This is a genomic window from Kitasatospora sp. NPDC048286 (genome assembly GCF_043201735.1).
Classification (GTDB): Bacteria; Actinomycetota; Actinomycetes; order Streptomycetales; family Streptomycetaceae; genus Kitasatospora.
Genome location: NZ_JBICZE010000002.1, coordinates 58,881 through 78,278, shown reverse-complemented (window position 1 = coordinate 78,278; position 19,398 = coordinate 58,881). Strand labels below are relative to the sequence as shown.

Annotated in this window: 17 protein-coding genes and 1 pseudogene; 7 read left to right on the top strand and 11 right to left on the bottom strand. The window is 73.1% G+C overall.

The annotated features are described in order from the left end of the window. Positions 1-83: 83 nt before the first annotated feature. Positions 84-1,103 (bottom strand): hypothetical protein, encoded by a 1,020-nt coding sequence (locus tag ACGF13_RS04640; protein ID WP_392868922.1) that lies wholly within the window; start codon positions 1,101-1,103, stop codon positions 84-86. A 110-nt stretch (positions 1,104-1,213) separates the two neighbouring features. Here ACGF13_RS04640 and ACGF13_RS04635 point away from each other — a divergent pair, with 110 nt between their 5' ends. Beyond that, the gene (locus tag ACGF13_RS04635) at positions 1,214-1,801 is read left to right on the top strand and encodes a TetR/AcrR family transcriptional regulator (RefSeq protein WP_392868920.1); all 588 of its coding nucleotides are present in this window, start codon (positions 1,214-1,216) and stop codon (positions 1,799-1,801) included. Between the two features lie 76 nt (positions 1,802-1,877). Then, the gene (locus ACGF13_RS04630) at positions 1,878-2,309 is read left to right on the top strand and encodes a hypothetical protein (RefSeq protein ID WP_392868918.1); all 432 of its coding nucleotides are present in this window, start codon (positions 1,878-1,880) and stop codon (positions 2,307-2,309) included. A 31-nt stretch (positions 2,310-2,340) separates the two neighbouring features. On the opposite strand, the pseudogene ACGF13_RS04625 reads toward ACGF13_RS04630, so the two are convergent. The 3 genes and pseudogenes from ACGF13_RS04625 to ACGF13_RS04615 form a co-directional block, all read right to left on the bottom strand. Then, a pseudogene (locus ACGF13_RS04625) lies at positions 2,341-3,749 on the bottom strand (SDR family NAD(P)-dependent oxidoreductase). A gap of 175 nt (positions 3,750-3,924) precedes the next feature. After that, positions 3,925-5,448, bottom strand: a complete 1,524-nt coding sequence (locus ACGF13_RS04620) for a carbohydrate binding domain-containing protein (protein ID WP_392868916.1) — start codon at positions 5,446-5,448, stop codon at positions 3,925-3,927. 251 nt (positions 5,449-5,699) lie between these two features. After that, on the bottom strand, positions 5,700-6,296 hold the full coding sequence (locus ACGF13_RS04615) for a choice-of-anchor C family protein (protein ID WP_392868914.1): 597 nt from the start codon (positions 6,294-6,296) through the stop codon (positions 5,700-5,702). Between the two features lie 271 nt (positions 6,297-6,567). Between ACGF13_RS04615 and ACGF13_RS04610 the strand changes: the two genes are divergently transcribed. Together ACGF13_RS04610 and ACGF13_RS04605 are read left to right on the top strand one after the other, a co-directional pair. Then, entirely contained in the window at positions 6,568-7,242 is a 675-nt protein-coding gene (locus ACGF13_RS04610) for a GDSL-type esterase/lipase family protein (protein ID WP_392868912.1), read from the top strand. Positions 7,243-7,334: 92 nt separating this feature from the next. Continuing rightward, positions 7,335-8,288 carry an aldo/keto reductase gene (locus ACGF13_RS04605; RefSeq protein ID WP_392868910.1) on the top strand — a complete coding sequence of 318 codons (954 nt, stop codon included), beginning with the start codon at positions 7,335-7,337 and terminating at the stop codon, positions 8,286-8,288. A 130-nt stretch (positions 8,289-8,418) separates the two neighbouring features. Here the strand turns inward: ACGF13_RS04605 and ACGF13_RS04600 are convergent, their stop codons facing one another. From ACGF13_RS04600 to ACGF13_RS04585, 4 genes are all read right to left on the bottom strand, one after another. After that, entirely contained in the window at positions 8,419-9,021 is a 603-nt protein-coding gene (locus ACGF13_RS04600) for a GNAT family N-acetyltransferase (protein ID WP_392868908.1), read from the bottom strand. Positions 9,022-9,140: 119 nt separating this feature from the next. After that, on the bottom strand, positions 9,141-9,824 hold the full coding sequence (locus ACGF13_RS04595) for a nitroreductase family protein (RefSeq protein ID WP_392868906.1): 684 nt from the start codon (positions 9,822-9,824) through the stop codon (positions 9,141-9,143). 209 nt (positions 9,825-10,033) lie between these two features. Then, a complete protein-coding gene (locus ACGF13_RS04590; RefSeq protein WP_392868904.1) occupies positions 10,034-11,671 on the bottom strand; it encodes an ABC-F family ATP-binding cassette domain-containing protein in 1,638 nt (545 codons plus the stop codon). Between the two features lie 176 nt (positions 11,672-11,847). Beyond that, positions 11,848-13,038 (bottom strand): trypsin-like serine peptidase, encoded by a 1,191-nt coding sequence (locus ACGF13_RS04585; RefSeq protein ID WP_392868902.1) that lies wholly within the window; start codon positions 13,036-13,038, stop codon positions 11,848-11,850. Between the two features lie 608 nt (positions 13,039-13,646). Here ACGF13_RS04585 and ACGF13_RS04580 point away from each other — a divergent pair. Further along, the gene (locus ACGF13_RS04580) at positions 13,647-15,260 is read left to right on the top strand and encodes an ABC-F family ATP-binding cassette domain-containing protein (protein WP_392868900.1); all 1,614 of its coding nucleotides are present in this window, start codon (positions 13,647-13,649) and stop codon (positions 15,258-15,260) included. A gap of 48 nt (positions 15,261-15,308) precedes the next feature. Here ACGF13_RS04580 and ACGF13_RS04575 read toward each other — a convergent pair whose 3' ends face one another. Next, positions 15,309-16,823, bottom strand: a complete 1,515-nt coding sequence (locus ACGF13_RS04575; RefSeq protein WP_392868898.1) for a S41 family peptidase — start codon at positions 16,821-16,823, stop codon at positions 15,309-15,311. Between the two features lie 263 nt (positions 16,824-17,086). Here ACGF13_RS04575 and ACGF13_RS04570 point away from each other — a divergent pair, with 263 nt between their 5' ends. Then, entirely contained in the window at positions 17,087-17,299 is a 213-nt protein-coding gene (locus ACGF13_RS04570; RefSeq protein WP_224280451.1) for a hypothetical protein, read from the top strand. 115 nt (positions 17,300-17,414) lie between these two features. Beyond that, positions 17,415-17,804, top strand: a complete 390-nt coding sequence (locus ACGF13_RS04565; RefSeq protein WP_392868896.1) for a toxin Doc — start codon at positions 17,415-17,417, stop codon at positions 17,802-17,804. Positions 17,805-17,828: 24 nt separating this feature from the next. Here ACGF13_RS04565 and ACGF13_RS04560 read toward each other — a convergent pair whose 3' ends face one another. Both ACGF13_RS04560 and ACGF13_RS04555 read right to left on the bottom strand, forming a co-directional pair. Further along, positions 17,829-18,545 (bottom strand): Pr6Pr family membrane protein, encoded by a 717-nt coding sequence (locus tag ACGF13_RS04560; RefSeq protein ID WP_392868894.1) that lies wholly within the window; start codon positions 18,543-18,545, stop codon positions 17,829-17,831. A gap of 158 nt (positions 18,546-18,703) precedes the next feature. Further along, the gene (locus ACGF13_RS04555) at positions 18,704-19,396 is read right to left on the bottom strand and encodes a response regulator (RefSeq protein ID WP_392870024.1); all 693 of its coding nucleotides are present in this window, start codon (positions 19,394-19,396) and stop codon (positions 18,704-18,706) included. Positions 19,397-19,398: the final 2 nt, after the last annotated feature.

The following is a 19,398-nucleotide window of genomic DNA, read 5'->3' as shown; positions in this document are numbered from 1 at the left end:
TTTCTGTGCTGGCTGGTGCTGGGTAGTCCGCTGCGTGCGTGAGAAGTCGGCCAGGCCGACTTCTCGCGCAGCAGGGGGTCTGGTCAGTGGGTGGCGTAGTACTCGGCGAGGGTGAAGAAAGCTTTCTTCGGGTCCCAGGGGACGCCGGGGTAGGTGGTGCCCAGGCGGTCCTCGTAGGTCTTGGTGATGCCGTAGCTGGCGAGGTCGAGGTCGTCGCGGGGGTCGCCGTTCGGGCGGTGGACGTGGTCGTAGAGGGCGAGGGTGAAGACGAAGGTGGCGTCGATGCCGCCGGTGTCGAAGGCTTCCAGCAGTTCGCGCAGGTGGGCGGCCTGTGCGGCCTCGTCGCGCTGGTAGGTGCCGTCGAGGTGGACCGGTCCGTTGTCGTCGTACTCGACGACGTCCAGGCCGAGTGCGCCGCGGTCGCCGGCGCCGCGGTAGGTGGCGGAGCCGAACTCGGTGACGGCGACCGGCTTGTCCTGGGCCGTGAGGTCGCGGACGCCGTCGGCGAAGCGGTCGGCGGTCTCGGCGGAGCGGTACAGGTCCAGCGAGACCAGGTCGAAGGGCTCCCAGTCCACCCGCTCCAGCGGCACCGCGGCGTACGTGACCCGCCCGCCGAAGCGCTCGCGTACCGTGGCCACCGCCCGGTCGAGGAACGCGTTGACCCGGCCGCTGACCGCGCCGAGGTGCTCGCGCACCTGCTCGGGCCGGGCGAGCAGGGCGATCCGCTCGCCGGTGTCGGCACCGGGCAGGAAGCCCGGGTTCATCAGGCTGAGCTCGGCGCCCGCCACGAACACCACCTCGGCCCCGCCCTGCCGCAGTCGTTCCGCGCGCTCGGCGCAGTCGGCGAACAGCTCCAGCATCTCCTCCGCGGTGAGCTCCAGAGGGTACGGGGAGTACCAGATCTCCAGGCCGAGCGCGGCGGCCCGCCGGGCGGCGAGCTCGATCCGGTCGGCGTCGCCGCCCATGATGCGGACCGCGTCGCAGTGCAGCTCGTCCCGGATGATCCGCAGCTCGCGTTCCACCACCTCGGGGTGGAACCGGGCCCGGGAGTACGTCCCGTTCCTGACGAATCCGGTGTCGTAGCTGATTCCCTTGGTACGCACGCTTTCCTGCCTTTCCGGCGAGAGGAAATTTACGGTACGCCCAGTACCGTAGTTGCCTGGAGTCGCCGACGGCAAGAAGGATGGGGGCGGTCTACGGAGAGGGCGGCGGCATGGCCGGGCAGACGCGGCGGCGCGGGGCGGCGCTGGAGGAGGCGATCCTGCGGGCGGCGGTGGAGGAGCTCACCGACGCCGGGTTCGCCGGACTGACCATGGACAAGGTCGCCGCCCGCGCCGGCACCAACAAGAACGCCATCTACCGCCGCTGGCCCAGCCGGCTGGCGCTCGGCCTCGCCGCGTACAAGCAGCTCGCGAAGGCGGCCCCGGTCCCGGACACCGGTGAACTGCGCGGCGACGCACTGGAGTTGCTGCGCCAGGCGAACCGCCACTGGAGTTCCCCGCTGGGTGCCGTGCTGCGCGAGCTGCTGGCCGCGGCCGGCGGTTCGACGGAGTTCCTGGCGCAGCTGCAGGACCAGTCCGGCGACGCCGCGGCCGCCCCCTGGCTCACCGTCCTGGGCCGTGCGGTCGCCCGCGGCGAGGCGGCCCCCGAGGTGCTGCACCCCCGGGTGGCGACGGTGGCGGTGGTGCTGCTGCGCAACGAGTTCGTGGTGCGCGGGGTGCCGATCGCGCCGGACGACGTCCTGGTGGAGATCGTGGACGAGGTGTACCTGCCGCTGGTGCGCGGACGGGCGCAGGGTTAGCGAGCCGCGTTCCACCGGCCGCCGGGCACGCTTCCCGCGCCGGGCCGTTGTCGCAGGTCACCCGTAGGGTTCGACCGTGAACGTTCCCGAGGTCATCCCGATCAAGCACGAGCCCGACTACCGCACCGACACCATCGGCCGCTGGCAGGGCGGCCAGTTCCTCGCCTCGGCCCTCCGTCTCGGCGTCGGTCGGTACTACGCCGTCCTGCACCGCTTCGACGCCGCCGGTCGGCACCTCGACTCGCAGATACGCTCCACCGACGCGGAGCCGGAGGCCGAGCGCCTGTTGGCGGAGTGGCTCGACGCCCTGCCGGGCCGGGAGTACGGGGACATCGCGATCGCCCCGTTCGCCGTGCACGTCGACGGCGAGCTGTTCGGCCTGGTCCGCGAGGACTACGAGGAGGACGAGGTGGACGAGGACGCCGGGGAGGACGAGCGGGTCCACTTCGAGCTGTACCCGGACGGCCTCGGCTTCGACGCCCCCTGGTGCGGCCGCTACGACACCTGAGCCGTTCCGGCCGCCCGTCGCCGCGGGTGCGTCACCACGGCGCCACCCGGTAGTCCTTGAGGAACACCCCCGACACCGGGTCCCCGGCCTCGCCGCGGACGATCGGGTCGTAGACCCGGGCCGCGCCGTCCACGATGTCCAGCGGGGTGCGGAACCCCTGGGCGGCGAGGTGGGCCTTCTTCGGGGCCGGGTTCTCGTCGGTGATCCAGCCGGTGTCGACGGCGCACATGTGCACGCCCCGGGTGGCGAGTTCGGCGGCGCTGGTGCGGGTGAGCATGTTGAGCGCGGCCTTCGCCATGTTGGTGTGCGGGTGCCGGGCGGTCTTGTTGCGGACGGCGAACCGGCCCTCCACCGCCGTGACGTTGACGATGTAGCGGGCGGGGTGCGGCGAGGTCAGCAGCAGGGGGAGCAGCCGGTCGCAGAGCAGGGCCGGGGCCAGCGCGTTGACCAGCTGGGTCTCCAGGACCTCCGCCGGGTCGAGCGAACCGAGCGTGGCGGACCAGGAGTTGGCGGGCGCGAGGTCGGGCAGCAGCCCGGCCTCGTCGGCGATGTCCAGCAACGACCCGGCGCCCGAAGGCAGTTGGGCGAGACCGGTGAGGTGACCGGCTGGAAGCCGGGCGCGTGGTCGATCGCCCGGCGGTCGGCGGCGGGTAGGGCGTCCTGCTCGCCCGCGGCCAGCAGCGCGTACGACTCCGGCGGCCGGCGCAGGGTCTGCGCGGCGTTGTTGACCAGGATGTCGAGTGGACGCCCCTCGGCGCGCAGCCGCTCGGTCAGGCCGATGACCTGGCGCGGGTCGCGGAGGTCGATGCCGACGACGCTGAGCCGGTCCCACCACTGCCCGCTGCCCTCGGCGGCGCGGAAGCGGCGGACGGTGTCCTGCGGGAAGCGGCTGGTGACGATCAGGTCGGCACCGTCCCGCAGCATCATCAGGGCGAGCTGGAAGCCGATCTTCACCCGCCCGCCGGTGAGCAGTGCCCGGCGCCCGCGCAGGTCGGTGCCCAGGGCCCGGCGGGCGGTGTTGTCGGTCGCGCAGTCGGGGCAGAGCATGTGGTAGAAGCCGTCGACCTGGCGGTAGGACTGCTTGCAGACGTAGCACTTGCGCGGCACCAGCAGCTCGCCGACCGGCCCGTTCGCGGGCGTCAGCGGCGCGTCCTCGCGGCGGGTCCGGCTGCCGGTCGCGGTGGTGGCGAGCAGGTCGGCGTCGGTCTGCCGCAGGGCCTGCCGGGCCTCCTGGCGGCGGCGCTTGCGGCTCTCCATCACGAAGGAGCTGAGCTGCCGCTCGGCGTGCAGCCGGGTGCGGTCGTGGGCGGGGAGCGCCCGCAGCCGGCCGAGGGTGCGGCTGAAGGCGGCGAGTTCCTCGGCGGTGACGTCGCCGGCGCAGGCGGCGTCGCCCGCCGGATGGATGGTGATCAGCTGGTCGTGGTCGTCCCGGACCGTCATGTCCGCCCCCTCGTGCCGTACAGGTGGGAGGGACTGTAACGGACGGTCCGGGACGATGAGATGCCAATTTCCGCCGGTGGGTGACGTCAGGTGGTGATCTCAGGTGGTGGCCTCGGGTGGTGACGTGAGGCCGTGGCGCGGGGTGGTGATGTGCGGCCGGCGGTGGCCCGTGGGCTCAGCCCGCGTACTGGCCGAGGATCTTCGCGAACTCGTACGGCTGCTGCGGGATGTTGGTGCACGTGGACAGCGAGCCCCCGGTGCAGGCGTTGGCGTCCCGGGTGGCGTCCCAGAAGGAGAGCATCCCGATGTGGTTCTGCCGGGCGAAGGCCACCAACTGCTGGGCGTCGGCCTGGTTGTAGATCTGGTGGTCGTCGTTCTCGCCGATCATCGGGGTGACGCCGACCATCGCCCACAGCTGGGCGTCGGTCTTCGCCGGGTAGAGCGCCTTGAGCTGGCCGAACAGCGACTGCGCGGCCTGCACGGCGGCGTTGCCGTAGTCGGTCCCGCTGCGGTAGTAGTCCATCGCCATGATGTTGACCAGGTCGACGGCCACCCCGGCGTCCCGGGCGGACTTGACGATGGCGACGCCCTCGGCGGTCAGGCCCTCGGGCAGGACGGGCAGCGTGAAGGAGATCCTGAGGCCGGGGTGGGCCTGCTGCAGCTTGGCGAGCGCGGCGGAGCGGCGCTCGTTGGCGGCGGTGTCGGCTATGGCCGCGCCCTCGATGTCGAAGTCGACGTAGCGCAGGCCGTAGGCGTTCACCACGGCGTCGTACTCGGCGAACAGCGAGTCCACCGTGGTGCAGGCGGCGGCGAGTTCGGTGCCGGCCGCGCCGCCGAAGGAGACCTTGACGTCGCCGCCGGCCGCGCGCAGCGCGTCCACCTGGTCCTTGGCCCAGGCGGTGCGCGGGTCGTAGGCGTTGAACCAGCTGGCCTTGCAGCCGACGCCGGTGACGAAGCCCATCGTGTAGCCCTTGAGGCCGCCCGCCTTGGCCATGGCGGGCATCGAGGGGGTCGGCCAGGCGCCCATGTCGATGTACGGGGCGACCGGGAGCGCGACGTTCGGCGCCGGGGTGGTCGGGCCGCCGGTGGGCGTGCCGGTCGGGCTGCCGGTCGGGCTCGGCGGGGTCGAACTCGGCGGCGGGGTAGACGGGTTGCCGCCGCCGGGGCCGGTCAGGACGACGTCGTCGGCGAGGTAGCCGCCCTGCCCGTACCAGCCGTGCAGGTAGACGGTGACGCTGGTGGTGGCCGGTCCGGTGGTGAAACTGGTGGACAGCTGCTGCCAGTTGGCGCCGCCCGCGGTCCAGGTGGCCGGGTCGGTGACGCCGCTGCCGGTGGCGCCGAGGTAGACGTACTGGCCCTGCACCCAGGCGCTGAGGGTGTACTTGGTGTTGGGCTGGACGCTGACGGTCTGGCCGCACTGCGCGGTGTCGCCGGCGCTCACCGCCCCCTTGAGGGCGTACGTCCCGCTGTGCGCACCGGAGTTGACCACGCTGCCGGTGCCGGCGGAGCAGCTCCAGGGGCCGAGCGCACCGCTCTCCAGGCCGCCGTTGGCGAGCAGGTTCCCGTCGGCGGCGCCGGCGTTCCCGGCGAGGGCGGCCAGGCCTCCGGCGGCGAGCGCGGTGGCGGCGGCGAGGCTCAGCAGGGTGGTCCGGCGGGCGGGGCGGCGGTGCGTGGGGGCGTGCTGGGGCGCGCTGGGCATGGGGGTGCCTCTCGGGACGTGGTGGCCGCCCGCGCCGCGAGGGGGGAGACACGGGGCGGGCGGCGGCCTGGGGGTGGTCCGGTGCGTGGGGAGCGCGGTGCTGAGCATCAAACTGGACTAGACCAGCTGTGCACGTCAAGCACTTCCCGGGCCCGTACGCTTCACCGAGGGCAGGTTTTAGGAACGGTTAAGACGGCGGCGCCGGCGGTGGTCTGTGGCCTCCAACCGGCCTCCAGTCAGCCGCCGGCCGGTCAGTCGCAGCAGGACTTGCACTCCTTGACCTGGACGTTGTCGATCACCGGCCCGTACGCGCCGGCCACGGTGCTGGTGAAGCCCAGGGTGGTGGTGGGGTTCTGCGCGACGAAGGTGAACTGCCGCCCCACGTAACCCATCGCGGCGGTCGTCCGACCGGTGACGTCGAAGCTGAACGCCTGGAAGTCCTGGCCGTCGATCCGGGCCACGCCGGTCCGCACCGGGACGCCGCCCGCCGGGTTGCCGGCCAGCGCGTACGTCACCGTGTAGGTGGTGCCGGGCACGGTGGTGAAGGTCTGGGCGACGCTGCCGGGGGTGCTGCCGTTGAGGTCGACGGACTGGTCGCCCTCGGCGGCCTGCCAGAAGCCCGCGCCGATCAGGTCGACGTTGCCCGCGGTGATCCGCCACGGGCCGATGGCCTGGCCCGTGCCCAGGGTGGCGAAGGCGTTCGCCGGGGCCTTGGGGTACTCGAAGCCGCCGCCGTCGAAGCGGCCGGCCGTGCGGTGCCCGCCGTCGGCCTGCGCCGGGGCGGTGAGTGCGGTGGCGGTGGCCGCGAGCAGGGCGACGGCGGCGATGCGGGTGCGCGAGAGCGACATGTGTTCCCCAACTTCCCTGGTGGGCGGCTGTGTTGGTCGGCCGTGGTCAGAGCGTCGACGGTCGCGGCCGACCCTGCCAAGTCCGGACCGGTGGCGCCCGGTGGTGCGGGCGGTTCGTGAGCGGGCTCTCGCGCGCCGGTTTGGCGGGTGGCCACCGGTGATGGCCGGGTGAAAGATCAGGGGGCGAACAACGAGGGTTGACGGCCGGAGGCTTCGTACCCGGTGGTGAAACCGGAAGCGCGCGCCCCGCTCACACCCCTACGGTGGGCCGATGACCATACGAACCAGCTTCGACGCCCCCCGGATCTGCTTCCTCGGCGACTCCTTCGTCCAGGGGCTCGGCGACCCGGAGTTCCGCGGCTGGGTCGGCCGGGTGCTGCAGGCCGCCGCCCCGGGCGCCACCGCCTTCAACCTCGGTGTCCGGCGCGAGACTTCGGCGCAGGTGCGGCGCCGCTGGCGGACCGAGGTCGAGGCGCGGACCGTCCCCGGCGCGGACAACCGGCTGGTGCTCTCCTTCGGCGCCAACGACGCGATGGTCGAGGACGGAGTGCCACGGGTGGCACCCGACCGGACCCTGCGGAACCTCGCGGCGCTGCTCGACGACGCCCGCGAACTCGGCCTCGGCGCCCTGGTGGTCGGTCCGCCGCCGGTGGTCTGCGGGGGAGCGGCCCACCGGGAACGGCTGCGGCGGCTCGTTCCGGCGATGGCCGGGACCTGCGCCGCGTCCGAGGTCCCCTTCGTCGACGTCACCGAGGCCCTGGCGGCCGATCCGGTCTGGACGGCCGAGACGGCGGCCGGGGACGGCGCGCACCCGGGATCGGGCGGGTACGGGCGGCTCGCGGAGCTGGTCCTGGCGGGCGGTTTTCGGGATTGGATTGGGAACAGGGCCGAACTCGACCGGCTCCGAACGGGCTTGACCTTGAGTGCACTCCAAGGTGAATGCTGAGGGCGTTGATCACGCACCACCGCACGCACCACCACGCTTACACCCGCGGCGGCCACCACGGACCCCGCGGAACCCACGATGGGAGCACCGTCATGCGCAACGCCTCGTTCGGTACCAGCGGCCCCGAGATCGGCGTCATCGGTCTCGGCTGCATGGGCATGACCTGGGCCTACGACATGCAGAGCCGGGACGACGAGAACTCGGTCCGGGTAATCCGGCAGGCGCTGGACCTCGGCGTCGGCCTGATCGACACCGCCGACATGTACGGCCCGTACACCAACGAGGAGGTGGTCGGCGCCGCGCTGGCGGGCCCGTACCGGGAGCGCGCCTTCCTGGCCACCAAGGTGGGCATCGTGCCGGGCGGCTCGGGCCAGCACGAGCGCAACGGCCGCCCCGAGCACGTGCGCCGCTCGATCGACGAGAGCCTGCGCCGGCTGGGCACCGACCACGTCGACCTCTACCAGCTGCACCGGGTCGACCCGGACGTCCCGATCGAGGAGACCTGGGGCGCGTTCGCCGAGGTCGTCGCGGCGGGCAAGGCGCGCAGCATCGGCCTCTCCGAGGCGACGGTCGAGGAGATCAAGCGGGCGCAGTCCGTGCACCCGGTGGCCTCGGTGCAGTCCGAGCTGTCGCTGTGGACCCGGGACGTGCTGGCCGACGTGCTGCCGTACACCGAGTCGCAGGGCATCGCCTTCCTGCCGTTCTCCCCGCTCGGCCGCGGCTTCCTGACCGGCGGCATCACGTCCTTCGAGGAGCTGCCCGAGGGCGACTTCCGGCGCCGGCTGCCGCGCTTCCAGCAGGACGCGCTGAAGGCCAACCTGGAGCTGGTCGGGAGGGTCCGGACGGTCGCCGGACGGATCGGCGCCACCCCCGCGCAGGTCGCGCTGGCCTGGGTGCTGGCGCAGGGCCGCTACGTCTTCCCGATCCCGGGCACCAGGACGCCGCGCTACCTGGAGGACAACGTGGGCGCGGCCGCGGTCGAGCTCTCGGCGGCGGACCTGGCCGAACTGGACGCGCTGCCGGCCGCGACCGGCGGGCGCTACTGACGGTGGTGCCGACGTCCGGGCGCCACTGACGGTGCTGCCGACGTCCGGGCGCCACTGACGGGCCGCTTCTGACGGTGCCGCGACCGGCGGGCGTCACCGACGGTGCCGTCGACGCCCGGACGGCAGCCGGTCAGCGCTCCATCACCCACACCAGCTGCCGTCCGGTCTCGCCCGGAGCCCGGACGGCGGCCTCGGCGATCCGGTCCAGCCGGTAGCCGAGCTTGCGCGGGACGGCCGCGCTGGCGCCGTTCGCCTGGTCGCAGCGGATCTCCACCCGAGTGATCCCGGGCAGCGCCAGCGCGGCCTCGGTCAGCGCCCCGGCCGCGGCGGTGGCGATGCCGCGGCCGACGTGCCCGGCGGCGACCCAGTAGCCGATCTCCAGCCCGCCCGGGCCGATCCGCCCGTGCAGGCCGAGGGCGCCGATCACACCGCCGGGTTCGGCGTCCAGGCCGGCCAGGTACATGAAGTCGGTGCCGGCCTCCCAGGCGGCCGCGCCGGCCCTGGTCAGCTCGGCGGTCTGTGCCCGGGAGGGGGCCTCGGCCGCCCACTCCATCCAGGGCCGCAGGTGCTCCAGGTTGGCGCGGACGGCCCGGTTCAGCGCCGCCGCGTGGGTGCTGCGGCGCCGCCGCAGCCAGAGGCCGCCGGGCAGCCGCAGCTGTTCCGGCGGCCGCCCGGCGGTCGCCTCCACGACCGGCGGAGCGAGGCCACAGGACCGTGACTGTGCTTGGCTCATGACGGCGATTATCACCTTGGCCAGGACCTGTCAGCACCCGGATTGCCTCCGGCGGCGGGCGCGTCCGGCCACGAGCCGGTGCTGACCGGCCCGGCCGCGCCCGGTCGCACCCCGGCGCGTCAGAGCCGGACCATCACCTCGTCCAGGTCCTTGCGCCGCAGGTCCGGCACGCGCGCCCCCTCGGCGGGGTAGCCGACCGGGATCACGTACGCCGCGCGCTCCTCCGCCGGGCGGTCGCACACCTCGTTGAGGAACTTCATCGGGCTCGGGGTGTGGGTCAGCGTGGCCAGTCCGGCCTGGTGCAGCGTGGCCAGCAGCAGACCGACCGCGATCCCCACCGACTCCTTGGTGTAGTACGGGCGCGGCGAGTCGGGGCCCTTGTGCACCTCGAACACCACGATCACGGCCGGCGCGTCCTCCAGGAACGGCTTGCGCCAGTCGGTGCCGATCGGGGCGAGCGCGGCCAGCCACTCCTCCGACGCCCGGTGGCGGTAGAACTCGCGCTCCTCGGCCTCGGCCGCCTCGCGCAGCCGCCGCTTGCGCTCCGGGTCGGTGATCACCACGAACCGCCAGGGCTGGACGTGTGCGCCGCTGGGCGCGGTGCTCGCGGTCCGGACCGCCCACTCGACCACCCCGTCCGGGATCGGGCGGGTGGAGTAGTCGCGGACGGTCCGGCGCTGGGCCATCACCTCGTGGAAGGACCTGCTGCGGGCCTCGGCCTCGTGGGCGGGCACCGTCATGGGGGTGAGCGGGACGGTCGGGTGGGACGTTCCCGCCACGGCGCTGTCTGTGCTGTCAACCATGGCGGACAGCACAGCACATGACGGCCCCTCCGGGAAGAGGTACAGACCGAGAGGTAGAGACCAATCGCCGGTCGAGCGCCGACTCGGAGGCCGGCGCCGACTCGGAGGCCGGCACCGATCCGGAGACCGGTACCGATCCGGAGACCGGTACCGATCCGGAGATCGGCACCGACCCGGAGGCCGGTGTCGACCCGGCCGCCCCAACCGGCTCAGTGCTCGTGCACCCGCCCGTCCCGGACCTCGATCCGCCGGTTCACCGACACCGTGTCCAGCATCCGCCGGTCGTGGGTGACCAGCAGCAGGGTGCCGGTGTACGAGCCGAGCGCCGACTCCAACTGCTCGATCGCGGGCAGGTCCAGGTGGTTGGTGGGCTCGTCCAGCACCAGCAGGTTCACCCCGCGGGCCTGCAGCAGCGCCAGCGCGGCCCGGGTGCGCTCGCCGGGGGAGAGGGTGTCGGCCGGGCGCAGCACGTGCACCGCCTTGAGGCCGAACTTGGCCAGCAGGGTGCGCACGTCCTCCGGTGAGAGCTCCGGCACGGCCGCCGCGAAGGCCTCCAGCAGCGGCTCCCCGCCGAGGAACAGCCCGCGCGCCTGGTCCACCTCGCCGACCACCACGCCGGAGCCCAGCGAGGCGCTGCCGGCGTCGAGTTCGAGCCGGCCCAGCAGGGCGGCCAGCAGTGTGGACTTGCCCGCGCCGTTGGCGCCGGTGATGGCGACCCGGTCGGCCCAGTCGATCTGCAGGTCCACGGGACCGAAGGCGAAGTCGCCGCGCGTGGCGCTCGCCCCGCGCAGGGTGGCGACCACCGAGCCGGAGCGCGGCGCGGTGGCGATCTCCATCCGCAGCTCCCACTCCTTGCGCGGCTCCTCGACCACGTCCAGCCGCTCGATCATCCGCTGGGTCTGCCGGGCCTTGGCGGCCTGCTTCTCGGTGGACTCGGTGCGCATCGCGCGGCCGATCTTGTCGTTGTCGGAGGACTTGCGGCGGGCGTTGCGCACGCCGTTCTCCATCCAGCCGCGCTGCATCCGCGCCCGGGCCTCCAGCCCGGCCTTGGTGTCGGCGTACTCCTCGTACTCCTCGCGGGCGTGCCGGCGGGCCACCGCGCGCTCCTCCAGGTACGCCTCGTAACCGCCGCCGTACAGGTTGATCTCCTGCTGGTGCAGGTCCAGCTCCAGCACCTTGGTCACGGTGCGGGCCAGGAACTCGCGGTCGTGACTGATCAGCACGGTGCCCGCGCGCAGGCCCTTGACGAAGGACTCCAGCCGCTCCAGGCCGTCCAGGTCGAGGTCGTTGGTGGGCTCGTCGAGCAGGAAGACGTCGTAGCGGGAGAGCAGCAGCGAGGCGAGGCCGGCCCGGGCGGCCTGGCCGCCGGACAGGGCGGTCATCGGCAGGTCCAGCGAGACCTTCAGCCCGAGCGAGTCGGCGACCTCCTCGGCGCGCTCCTCCAGGTCGGCGCCGCCGAGGTCCAGCCAGCGCTCCAGGCCGGTGGCGTACGCGTCGTCGGCGCCCGCCCGGCCCTCGACCAGGCCCTCGGTGGCCTCGTCCAGCGCGGCCTGCGCGGCCGCCACGCCGGTGCGGCGGGCCAGGAAGTCGCGCACCGACTCGCCCTCGCGGCGCTCCGGCTCCTGCGGCAGGTGGCCGACGTTGGCGCTCGCCGGGCTCAGCCGCAGCGACCCGCCCTCGGGGGTGTCCAGGCCGGCCAGCAGGCGCAGCAGGGTCGACTTGCCGGCGCCGTTCACGCCGACCAGGCCGATCACGTCGCCGGGGGCGATGACCAGGTCCAGGCCGGAGAAGAGGGTGCGTTCGCCGTGGCCGGCGCTGAGGTCCTTGACTACGAGTGTCGCGCTCATGATGGGGCCGATTGTAGGAGGAGCGGGGCGCGCGGCCGAAAAAGCGGAGGCCGCGGCTGTCCCGCCGCGGCCCCCGCCCCCGGATCACCCGGGCCTGACGTCCCCGGATCACCGGCCTGATCACTCGGCCCTGATCACTCGACGCCGATCACTCCGGGCTGGTCACCCGGTGCTGATCACTTGGCCTTCTTCGAGAAGTACTCGAACATGTGCTGGGCGACGTCCTCCAGGTACGGACCGGCCTCGTAGGTGTTCGCGCCGTTGCCGATGGAGGTGTCGCTGACCAGGGCGGGCTTGCCGTCCTTGGTCGCGTACCAGCCGCCGCCGCTGCTGCCGCCGGTCATGTTGCAGCCGATCAGCAGCATCGCCGGGCGGCTCGGGTCGCCGGTCTTCTTGGACGGCTTGCCGCCGTCGCAGTGCTCCAGCTCCACGCCGTCGAAGGGCTTGCCCTCCGGGAAGCCGTAGTTGCTGACGGCACCGACCTGGTCACGCGGGGCGTTGAACCAGAGCGGGACGGAACCGCCGACGGTCTCCTCTAGCGACTTGCCGCCCGGGTTGGGGTTGGCGACCTTGATGATCCCGAAGTCGTACTGGCTCCAGGGGCCGCCCTTCTCCGGGTCGGCCTCGGCGGCCCACTGCGGCGAGACCATGCCGGAGGTGGCGGTCCACTCGCCGTACGGCTCGGCGTCCTCCAGCTTGGCCTGCTTGTTGCCGTTGCTCAGCACACCGTTGCTGTTGAAGGCCGGGGCGAAGGTGATGTCGGTGTAGTACTTGTTGCCCTTGCCGCCGTGCAGGCAGTGGCTGGCGGTCCACACCAGGTTGCTCTTGCCCGGGTTGGCCGGGTCGGAGACGACGGTGCCGGAGCAGACGTAGTCCTCGTTGCCGTCCTTGAAGAAGATCTTGCCGTTGACGTGCATGTTCTTCGGGAACGGGTGCGCCACGGGCTTGGCCGGGACGACGGCGGGCAGCTGGTCGGCGCCGCCGGGCTGGGCCGCGGTGGGCTGCGTGGTGGGCGCGGCGGCGGGCTGTGCGGGCGGCTGGGTCGCGTCCGGCGCGGGCTGCGGCAGCGGCTTCGGCTTGGCCTCCAGCAGCTTCTGCAGCGTCCAGTAACCCTTGACCGCCGGGGTGATCACGTTGGCCTGGGCCCACTTGTCCCAGTCCTCCAGCTTCCAGGTCTTGAGCTCCTCGAGCGTCGGAAGCTTGATCGGAGCCGCCCCCGGGGTGCCGGCGGCGCTGGCCCCGGCGGTGGGAGCCGCGGTCGCGGGCGGGTCGACGTTGTCCGGCCCGCAGGCGGTGGCGACCACCATGGTCAGCGCGGCGACGGAGGCGCCCAGGACGGCACGGCTCGGCCGGGATATCGGTGACATGCGTTCAAATCCCCCTGTTGACTACCGCCATGCGGCCCGTTCCCCGGGCGCGGCCCCACTCGGCCGCGGGCATGGCAGGTGAGGAGTCTGCCATGCGGCCGGCGGCCTCTCGGCACCCGCCCCGGACCGGGACGCGGCCGTCACCGGATCGGCACGGGATCGGCACCGGGCCTCCGTGGGGCCTCCGTGGGTCGTCCGTCGGGGCCTCCGTGGAGCCTCCGTGGGTCGTCCGTCGCGGCGCCGTCGGGGCCTGCGTGGGTCGTCCGTCGTGGCGCCGCCGGGGCCTCCGTGGGGCCTTCGTCGTGGCGCCGCCGGGGCCTCCGCCGGATAAATCGGTTGCACGCCTCGTGCCGGTTGCCTAGCGTGGTCCGGGTCATCAGCCAGACAAGGAGAAGGCCGTTGCTCTACTGAGGTCCCGGGACACCGCCCCCGCCGCGCAGGCCCTGCTGCCGTTGCGCGGTGCGCGAGTGTGCGACCTCAGTCACGGCCCGTGGCGCTCCCCTGCGTGACGCCACCCCTTCGTTTCCTCCGGCCGTCCCCGGTTCCGCACCCGCGGTGTCTCCCCGTGTTGCTCACCACTCCTTCGGCAACCACCCCGGGAGGCCTGTATGGCACACCAACCCACCACCACCGCCGTCCTCTGCACCGAGCTCTCGTTCGAGTGGCCCGACGGCAAGCCCGTCCTGGACGGCTTCCACCTCGCCGTCGGCCCCGGCCGCACGGGCCTGATCGGGCTCAACGGCGCGGGCAAGTCCACCCTGCTGCGGCTGATCGCCGGCGACCTCACCCCCACCGGCGGCACCGTCCGGGTGGGCGGCGAACTCGGCTACCTGCCCCAGGGATTGACGCTCGACACCACCCTGAGGGTGGACGAGGCGCTCGGCATCCGCGCCACCCGCGAGGCCCTGCACGCCATCGAGTCCGGCGACACCGACCAGCGCCACTTCGACGCGATCGGTGACGACTGGGACGTCGAGGAGCGCGCCCGCGCCACCCTCGACCGGCTCGGCCTGCACCGCCTCGGCCTCGACCGCACCACCGGCGAACTCTCCGGCGGCGAGGCGGTGTTGCTGCGGCTGGCCGCCCTGCTGATGGCCCGTCCCGACGTCCTGCTGCTCGACGAGCCCACCAACAACCTCGACCGGGCCGCCCGCGAGCGGCTCTACGAGACGGTGGCCGGCTGGAACGGCGTGATGCTGATCGTCAGCCACGACCGCGAGCTGCTCCGGCACGTCGACCAGATCGCCGACCTCAGGGACGGCGAAGTCACCTGGTACGGAGGAAACTTCGAGGACTACGAACGCACCCTCGCGGCCCAGCAGGAGACGGCCGAGCGGCAGCTGCGCAACGCCGAGGCCGACGTCCAGCGCCAGAAACGGGACTTGGCCGAGGCCCGGATCCGGCTGGACCGCAGCGCCGCGTACGGGAAGAAGCGCTCGGTCACCCGCAACGACCCGCACATCTTCGCCGGGATGCTCAAGCGCAAGGGCCAGGAGACGGCCGGCCGTCTCCAGGGCATGCACACCGAGCGCCTGGAGGAGGCCAAGGCCCGGCTCAGCGTGGCCGAGGAGGCGGTGCGGGACGACGCCGAGATCAGGATCGACCTGCCCCGCACCGCCGTCCCGGCCGGGCGCACCGTGCTCACCCTGGACAAGGTCCGGCTGCCCTACGGCACCACCGCCGCCCTCGACCTGCGCGGGCCCGAGCGGATCGCCCTGGTCGGCCGCAACGGCGCCGGCAAGACCACCCTGCTGCGCACCATCGCGGGCGAACTCGCCCCGCTGGCAGGGGAGGTCATCACCCCGGTGCCGCTGCGGCACCTCCCGCAGCGGCTCGACCTGCTGGACGACGGGAGCTCCGTGGTGGAGAACGTCAAGCGGTTCGCCCCCGCCGCCGGGGACAACGCGGTCCGCGCCCGGCTCGCCCGCTTCCTGTTCCGCGGTGCCCGGGCCGACCAGCCCGCCGCCACCCTCTCCGGCGGTGAGCGCTTCCGCGCGACGCTGGCCGCCCTGCTGCTGGCCGACCCGCCGCCGCAGCTGCTGCTGCTCGACGAGCCGACCAACAACCTGGACCTCGCCAGCGTCCGCCAGCTCACCCAGGCACTGGCCGCGTACCAGGGCGCGCTGATCGTGGCCAGCCACGACCTGCCGTTCCTGCGCGGCCTGGGGCTCACCCGGTGGCTGGAGCTGGACGGCGAACTGCGGGCGGTGGCGCCGATGTAGCGAGTGTGGCCGAGATGGCCACCTCGGCCGAATCGGCTGAGGTGGCGGCTACCGCTGCCGGTCCTCGTCGCTCTGGGAGTCCTGGGAGTCCTGGGAGTCCTGGGCGCCCTGGGAATCCCGGGTGCCCCGGGCGTCCTCGGTGAGCATCCGGCGGGCCGTGCTCAGGGCCGAGTCCCTGAGCCCGGCCAGCTCGTCGGGGGTGAACACCGGGGTACGGACGTTCGGCGGGATGCCCGGTCCGTCGAAGGTGCCGCCGCCCCGGGTGAGGTACTTCTCGTTCGGCAGGCCGACCATCAGATCCGGCGAGAGCGTCTTGATCATCACGTCGGAGAAGACGCCCTGGGTGTTCTCGCCGACCCGGAGCACCTTCGGGGAGCGGCCCATCATGGCCTGGGTGAAGGTCTCCGCGGCGCTGGTGGAGATCGAGGAGGTGAGGACCGCCACCGGCCCGGTGAAGTGCCCGCCCGCCGAGGGCCGTACGGTGACCGGCTCGGGCCGGGTGAACCTCGTCGGGTCGGCCGGGTCGTTGCGCGCCACCTTCCGGTAGGCGACGTAGGGGCGATCGGTGAGCCGGGCGGCGATGTGCAGCCCGAGCGCGTCCGAGCCGCCGCCGTTCAGCCGTACGTCGACGACCAGGCCGGTGGGGCGGTCCGGCCCGGCCAACAGGGCGTCCAGCGCCCGGTCCAGTTCGGCGAGCTGGTTCTGGTGGCCGCCCTCGGTGTACCTGCCGAAGCTGCTCACCCGGAAGTAGCCGATGCCGTCGGGGAGCCGGCCCACGCCGAGACGACCTTCGGCGAAGAGCTGCTCCGGGCCGGTGAGCTGGGCGGCCGAGGCCTGTCGGGCCCGGGCGGTCAGTTCCTCGGTCTCCTCCGTCGTCCCGGGCCGCTGTCCGCCGAAGACCGACCTCGGGTGCCCGTCGACGACCCGGGCCAGTCCGGTGTGGGCGTCGCCGAGCGGGCGGAGCATGTCCACGAAGAGGTCCTGCAGCTGGTCGACGGTCGTCGTCGGGGTGATCGTGCGCCGCTTCTCGTCCCGGACGGCGTGCCAGTCGATGCCCTTGGCGGCGAAGAAGGGGTAGTTCTCCTCGAAGTTCTCCCAGAACCGGTCGAAGACCGCCAGCGGGTCGTTCGGAGCCGGCTCGGCGCACAGCGGCGGCAGGGCGTCCAGACGGTCGAGCGACTTGCTACCGACCCCGCCCTCCTCGCGTTCGACGGCCCGGTTGCGGCCCTTGGGGGTGAGTGTCAGGGCGTTGTCGCCCATCTCGTAACGGATGGTGCCGTCCGGCCCGGGCGCGGCCGTCTGCGTCCCGGTGATCCACCCGGGCACGCAGCTGTGTGCCGTCACGTCGTACGTGGTGAGCCGGCTCCCGGAGACCGCGACCAGCAGACCGTAGCCCTCCAATCGCCAGACCCCCTCCAGCGGGTTCGCCCGCCCTCCCTGGGCCGTCCCTCCCTGGGCCGCGGTCGCCCCCTGGGCCACGGCCGCCCCCGGCGCCGCCAATCCCACGGCCGCCGCGAGCGCCATCGCCGCGGCCGCCGTCCTGCTGATGTTCCTGCGTGTCATCTCCGGCCTCCGCCGAACCCCGGTCTCCCCCGCGGAACCCCTCCGCCACCGCTCCCCGCCGACGCTACGGCCGGCCCCGTCGCCCGGTCGTCATCCCGGGTGGCGCACCCGCTTCCTCCTCCGGGCCCATCCGCTTCCTCCTCCGGGCCGATCCGTGCCGGGCGGAATGGTCCCCGGCGCTCTCGACAAGCGCCGTTTTGAGTGCGGGTGAAAATCCGCCGTCCACGGCCCCAACTGCCCCTGGCTCCAGTACCATCGGCGACATGCCTGCGCTCAACATCGAGTACACGGAGCACGAGCTCGCCGCGATCCGCGAGGCCGCCGCCGCGGACGGCAAGACGGTGAAGGCGTACGTCCACGACCTGAGCGTGCGGGAGCAGCAGCGGAGGGTCTTCGTCGACCACGCGGTGGCGTTCTGGAAGGCGCACCGGGCCGAGTTCGACGCCGCGTTCCCCGAGGACGCGCCCGCGGCGTGAGCGGCCGTGCGGCGGCGGTGCGAGCGGCGGTGCGAGCGGCGGCCACTGTGGCTACGGCGGGCGCGAGCGCGGCGGGTGCCGGTACGGCCGGTGCGGCCGGTGCGGGCGTGACACGGTGAGGGGCGGGGGAGCGGCGCTGCTCCACGTCGACCTGCGCTGGCTCCTCGACGTCCAGGAACTGGCCTCCCCGGAGGACCTCAGCGTGCGGGACTACTCGGCGCTCCAGGCCGCCGTCGCCCGGCACCGGGTGAACACCGCCCAACTCGGCCACGAAGCGGACCCGGCCTGGTGCGCGGCCACCCTGATGCACACCATCGTGCTGCTGCGCCCGCTGCCGGTGCGCAACAACCTGTACGCCTGCATGACGACGGCCGCGTACATGCACGCGGCCGGGGAGGGGATCGACTCGCCCTACGGGGCGTTGGTGGAGCTGGCCCGCGACATAGCGGAGGGCCGGGCGGACGTGTACGCGGCGGCCGACCGGATCCGCGCCTGGCGGATCTGAGGCCGGCCGACCGCCGCGTCATCGTCAGTCCGAGGCCGTGCCCGAGGCTGTTCCCGTGTCCGATCCCGTGCCCGTGCCCGTGCCCGTGCCTGCGCTCTGCGGCACCGGCCGCAGCCTGCCCGCGATCCGCGTCCCGAGCCGGTCCAGCCCGACGACGACTGCGGCGAGCACCACGAACTCGACGGTCAGCAGGGCGATCTGGCCCCAGACGTAGCCGTAGCCCTTGGTGGTCGGGTCGAAGAAGAAGTAGGGGTACGGCAGCGGGTAGTCGTCGAACAGCGCGTTGCGGGTGAGGACGATCGCCGCGTAGCCGAGCGGGAAGGCCAGCCAGAGCGGTATGTCCTTCCAGGCCGCGGCGTTGCGCGGCCTGAGCACCAGCCAGTCGACGATCACCATCACCGGCGTCACGTAGTGCAGGAAGAACGACGACCAGTGCGCCAGCCTGTCCGGTCCGCTGACCAGCCCGGGCAGCGGGTTGGCGCCGTGTTCGAGCAGGATGTGCGAGACCAGCCCGGTGATCAGGATGTACAGCGTGGCGGCGCCGCGCAGCCGGGGCGCGGGCGCGTCCACGGTGTCGCGCTTGAGCATCCAGTACACCGCGCCGACGAAGTAGCCGAACACGATCACGTTGCTCTGCACGGTGAAGTACACCAGCGGTGCGGTTCCGAGGATCAGGCCGAGGCCCGCCGAGAGCACGATGCCCATGCGCCACCACAGCGCGGGCCGGGTCCGGACTGTCATGCGGCCACCAGTTCGTTTCAGGCGATACGGGAGGTATCGGGCGTCAAGGGGGAAGGCTGCACTCTACTCGCTGGGGCCGAGCGGATGGAATCCGTGTTCGAACCACTTCGCCCCTCGGGCTCCCCTGTCGAGGCCTGATGATCCGTCAGTTCAGCCTGTCAGCCGGGCAGTACGAAGCCCGACTCGTACGCCGCGATGACGGCCTGGGTGCGGTCCCGCGCGCCCAGCTTGGCCAGCACGCTGCCGACGTGCGTCTTCACCGTCTCCTGGCTCACCACCAGCTGCCGCGCGATCTCGCCGTTGCTGAGCCCGGTGGCCATCAGCCGCAGCACCTGCCCCTCCCGCTCGGTCAGCCGCCCGATCGGGCCCCGGTCCGCCGCCCCGGCCTCCCGGCGCCGGTCCGCGCCGTGGCGCAGCGCGAGGTCGCGGACGGCCGCCGGGAACAGCAGCGAGTCGCCGCGCGCGACCAGTCGCACGGCCTGCACCATCTCCTCCGCCCGGGCCCGCTTCAGCAGGAACCCGGCGGCGCCCGCGCGCAGCGCGTCGTACACGTGGTCGTCGTGCTCGAAGGTGGTGACCACCAGGATGCGCGGCGGCGGGGCCATCCCGCCGACCAGCTGCTCGGTGGCCCGGATGCCGTCGATACCGGGCATCCGGACGTCCATCAGAACCACGTCCGGGCGCAGTTCGCGCACCAGCGGGACGACCTCGGCGCCGTCCGCGGCCTCGCCGACCACGGTGAGGTCCGGCTCGCTCTCGATCACCACCCGCAGGCCCAGGCGGACCAGCCGCTCGTCGTCCGCGATCACCACCCGGATGCTGTCGACACCCCGCTCCGCGCCGCTGTCCATGC

Bases quoted from the DNA above. Each gene is read 5' to 3' on its own strand.
- ACGF13_RS04615 (WP_392868914.1), bottom strand. From the start codon at position 6,296: ATGTCGCTCTCGCGCACCCGCATCGCCGCCGTCGCCCTGCTCGCGGCC.
- ACGF13_RS04560 (WP_392868894.1), bottom strand. From the start codon at position 18,545: ATGACAGTCCGGACCCGGCCCGCGCTGTGGTGGCGCATGGGCATCGTG.
- ACGF13_RS04585 (WP_392868902.1), bottom strand. From the start codon at position 13,038: ATGTCACCGATATCCCGGCCGAGCCGTGCCGTCCTGGGCGCCTCCGTC.
- ACGF13_RS04605 (WP_392868910.1), top strand. From the start codon at position 7,335: ATGCGCAACGCCTCGTTCGGTACCAGCGGCCCCGAGATCGGCGTCATC.
- ACGF13_RS04600 (WP_392868908.1), bottom strand. From the start codon at position 9,021: ATGAGCCAAGCACAGTCACGGTCCTGTGGCCTCGCTCCGCCGGTCGTG.
- ACGF13_RS04620 (WP_392868916.1), bottom strand. From the start codon at position 5,448: ATGCCCAGCGCGCCCCAGCACGCCCCCACGCACCGCCGCCCCGCCCGC.
- ACGF13_RS04575 (WP_392868898.1), bottom strand. From the start codon at position 16,823: ATGACACGCAGGAACATCAGCAGGACGGCGGCCGCGGCGATGGCGCTC.
- ACGF13_RS04555 (WP_392870024.1), bottom strand. From the start codon at position 19,396: ATGGACAGCGGCGCGGAGCGGGGTGTCGACAGCATCCGGGTGGTGATC.
- ACGF13_RS04635 (WP_392868920.1), top strand. From the start codon at position 1,214: ATGGCCGGGCAGACGCGGCGGCGCGGGGCGGCGCTGGAGGAGGCGATC.
- ACGF13_RS04580 (WP_392868900.1), top strand. From the start codon at position 13,647: ATGGCACACCAACCCACCACCACCGCCGTCCTCTGCACCGAGCTCTCG.
- ACGF13_RS04595 (WP_392868906.1), bottom strand. From the start codon at position 9,824: ATGGTTGACAGCACAGACAGCGCCGTGGCGGGAACGTCCCACCCGACC.
- ACGF13_RS04590 (WP_392868904.1), bottom strand. From the start codon at position 11,671: ATGAGCGCGACACTCGTAGTCAAGGACCTCAGCGCCGGCCACGGCGAA.
- ACGF13_RS04570 (WP_224280451.1), top strand. From the start codon at position 17,087: ATGCCTGCGCTCAACATCGAGTACACGGAGCACGAGCTCGCCGCGATC.
- ACGF13_RS04610 (WP_392868912.1), top strand. From the start codon at position 6,568: ATGACCATACGAACCAGCTTCGACGCCCCCCGGATCTGCTTCCTCGGC.